2 protein-coding genes are annotated in these 3097 nt (G+C 74.0%); one reads left to right on the top strand and one right to left on the bottom strand.

All coding sequences use genetic code 11. The features are described from left to right. The coding region (locus VR45_RS14820; protein WP_234325977.1) for a HAMP domain-containing protein at nucleotides 1-958 on the bottom strand (958 nt) is incomplete at its 3' end. 574 nt (nucleotides 959-1532) lie between these two features. Between VR45_RS14820 and VR45_RS14815 the strand changes: the two genes are divergently transcribed. Next, nucleotides 1533-3097, top strand: a 1565-nt coding sequence (locus VR45_RS14815) for a GAF domain-containing protein (RefSeq protein ID WP_045940214.1), incomplete at its 3' end; no start/stop codon positions are given.

The following is a 3097-nucleotide window of genomic DNA, read 5'->3' as shown; positions in this document are numbered from 1 at the left end:
CCGAGAGCTGGTCCACCATCGTGTTGATGGTGTTCTTCAGCTCCAGGATCTCCCCGCGGGCGTCCACCTCGATCTTCTGCGAGAGGTCGCCGCGCGCCACCGCCGTGGTCACCTGGGCGATGCTGCGGACCTGACCCGTCAGGTTGTCCGCCATGAAGTTCACCGAATCGGTGAGGTCCCGCCAGACCCCGGCGACACCCGGCACCTGCGCCTGACCGCCCAGCCGGCCCTCGGTCCCCACGTCCCGGGCCACCCTGGTCACCTGGGCCGCGAAGCCGTTCAGCTGGTCCACCATCGTGTTGACGGTGTTCTTCAGCTCCAGCATCTCGCCGGCCACCTCGACCGTCACCTTGCGGGACAGGTCGCCCTTGGCCACCGCGGTGGTCACCTGCGCGATGTTGCGCACCTGTGCGGTCAGCCGGCCGGCCATGGTGTTGACCGAGTCCGCGAGGTCCTTCCAACTGCCGGAGACGCTGCGCACCTTCGCCTGGCCGCCCAGCTTGCCCTCGGTGCCGACCTCACGGGCCACCCGGGTCACCTCGTCGGTGAACTCCGACAGCTGGTCCACCAGGCCGTTGACGGTGCGGCCGATCTTCAGGTACTCGCCGCGCAGCGGGTGGCTCACCCCGTTGCTGTGCAGCGAGCGCAGCTCCATCTTCTGGTCCAGGTCGCCCTCGGCGATCGAGCTGAGCACCCGGCCCACCTCGGCCATCGGCCGCGCCAGGTCGTCGATCAGCGCGTTGCAGTTGTCGACCGCCGCCATCCAGGCGCCCTCGCCGGCCCCGGTCTCCAGCCGCTCGTTCAGCCGGCCCTCGCGGCCCACCGCGCGGCGCACCCGGGCCAGCTCGCCCGTCAGGTGCTGGTTGCGCTCCGCCACCTCGTTGAACACCGCGGCGATCTCCGCCAGCGGTCCGTCCCCGGGCACCGTCAGCCGGCGCCGGAAGTTTCCGTCCCGCATCGCCGTCAGCGCGGCCAGCAACTTGCGCAGCTCGGCCGGCTCGGCGCCGCGGTTGTGGTTGGCACGCCGGCCGGCCGCGCTCCGCGGCGCGGCCCCGGACCGCCCGCCACGCTGAGCGGGCGGCGTCGTACCGGTTGCGTCCTTGGTGGCCGAACTCAACGGGCCCCTCCCAGATCGTGAACTGTCCGGGCCCCCGCGGCCGCGCCCCACCGGGGCCCGCCGCCGGGAACCGTCCCGGTGTACGTCCCGGCGGGCCACTCGGGTCCACCGGAACCCGCAACGACCGTACTGCTCCGAACGGACATCGCGGACCCCCCAGTCTGGCAGCACTCGCGCCCGGTACAAGACCGGTTGCGCTCGGTTGGTACCGGCCCGGTCCGAAACGGGTGGGCAGAATCACCCTCCGGTGCCTGTTTCGACTCCCCGCCCCCACGGGGAACCAAGCGGAAAGTAGGGTGGAGCGCTGCACCGGGCCACCGACCCGCCCCAGCGTCGCCGCCACCCGTCGGCACGCACCGGGAGTCGTGGCCGAACCCCCGGGCAGCCAGGGCCAGAGCAGAGGAGACGTGGCAACGTGGTCACCGCGCGCGCAGCCGCCACCTTCGAACCCGTGGGCCGGTCGGCCTCCGCCGCCCGCGCCTTCGTGCGGGACGCGCTGCTGGGCTGGGGCCTGCCCGAGGTCGTCGACGACGCGGTGGTCCTGGTCAGCGAACTCGTCACCAACGCCGTCGTGCACGCCGGCACCGCCGCCGAGGTCTGCTGCCTGCGCGAGGACGGCACGGTCAGGATCGAGGTCACCGACCACCACCCCGAACGCGGCCTGCCCACCTTCGCCGACGTCCCCACCACCGCCTCCGACCACTACGCCGACGCGGACGGCGAGGGCGGCCGGGGCCTGCTGATGTGCGCCGCCCTCGCCGAACGCTGGGGCGTCGAGTACGGCTCCGGCCGCAAGACCGTCTGGTTCCGGCTCGCGCTGCCCGCGCACACCGCCGGCACCCGCTACGCAGTGCCCGCCACCCCCGGCAGCGAACTGCCCCGCAGCAGCGGCCCGGTGCACGTCGCCGTCGTCCAGCTCGACGACGACGGCCGGGTACTCGCCTGGAACCCCGACGCCGAGGCACTCTTCCAGCACCCCGCCGACACCGTGCTCGGCCGCCCCTGGGCCGACCTCGCCGTCTGGCCGCAGCCCGCCGAGGCCGGCCTCGGCCTCGCCGCCACCCTCCGGCTCGCCCGCTGGGAGGGCGGCTACGCACTGCGCCGCGCCGACGGCACCACCGCCGACGTCTACGGCGTCCAGGTCCGCCTCCGCGACACCGACGGCACCCCGTCCACGCTCTGCCTGCTGGTCCTCGACGACGAGCGCGCCGTCCTGCGCTCCCCCGCCCGCGCCCTGCCCGGCGACCGCGCCGAACCGGCTCCCCGGCTCGACCTGCTGGCCGGCCTCGGCAGCGGCGAGGACCTCGACACCCTGCTGCAGCACACCGTCGAACGCGCCCGCGACCTGCTCGACGCCGACGCCGCCTACCTGCTGCTCACCACCGAGGACGAGACCGAGTTCGAGCTCCGCGCCACCACCGGACTGCCCTCCTCGATCCGGCCGCACACCCGCTTCCCGGTCGACACCGGCAACCGCTACGACTCACCCCGCCTCCCCTCGGTGCACGAGGACCTCGCCGCCCGGCCCACCGGCCCGACCGTCCTGGACGACAGCGCGCTGCGCTCCCTGCTCACCGTCCCGCTCAAGGTCGAGGGCCGGCTGATCGGCTCGCTCGGCATCGCCACCGCCGCCCCCGGCCGCTACGACAACGAGGACGCGCTGCGGCTGCAGTCCGCCGCCGACCGGCTCGCCCTCGCCGTCGAGTCCACCCGGCTCACCGAGCTCGAACGACTGCGCCGCGGCTCGCTGTCCTTCCTGGTCGAGGCCTCCGACCTGCTGGCCGGCACCCTCGAACACGAGCAGACCCTGGCCCTGATGGCACAGATGGCCGTCCCCACCCTCGCCTCCTGGTGCGCCGTCTACACCAACGGCGACCACGGCGCCCCCGCCTCGCTGGCCTTCGTCCTGCACGAGGACGAGGACCGGATCGACCCGCTGCGCGCCCTGCTCGACAAGACCACCGCCCCGGACACCGGCCC

Origin of the sequence: Streptomyces sp. NRRL S-495 (genome assembly GCF_000966955.1) — a bacterium.
Classification (GTDB): domain Bacteria; phylum Actinomycetota; class Actinomycetes; order Streptomycetales; family Streptomycetaceae; genus Kitasatospora; species Kitasatospora purpeofusca.
Note: the sequence above shows the minus strand (reverse complement) of the source record. Positions and strands in the feature narration are given on the sequence as shown.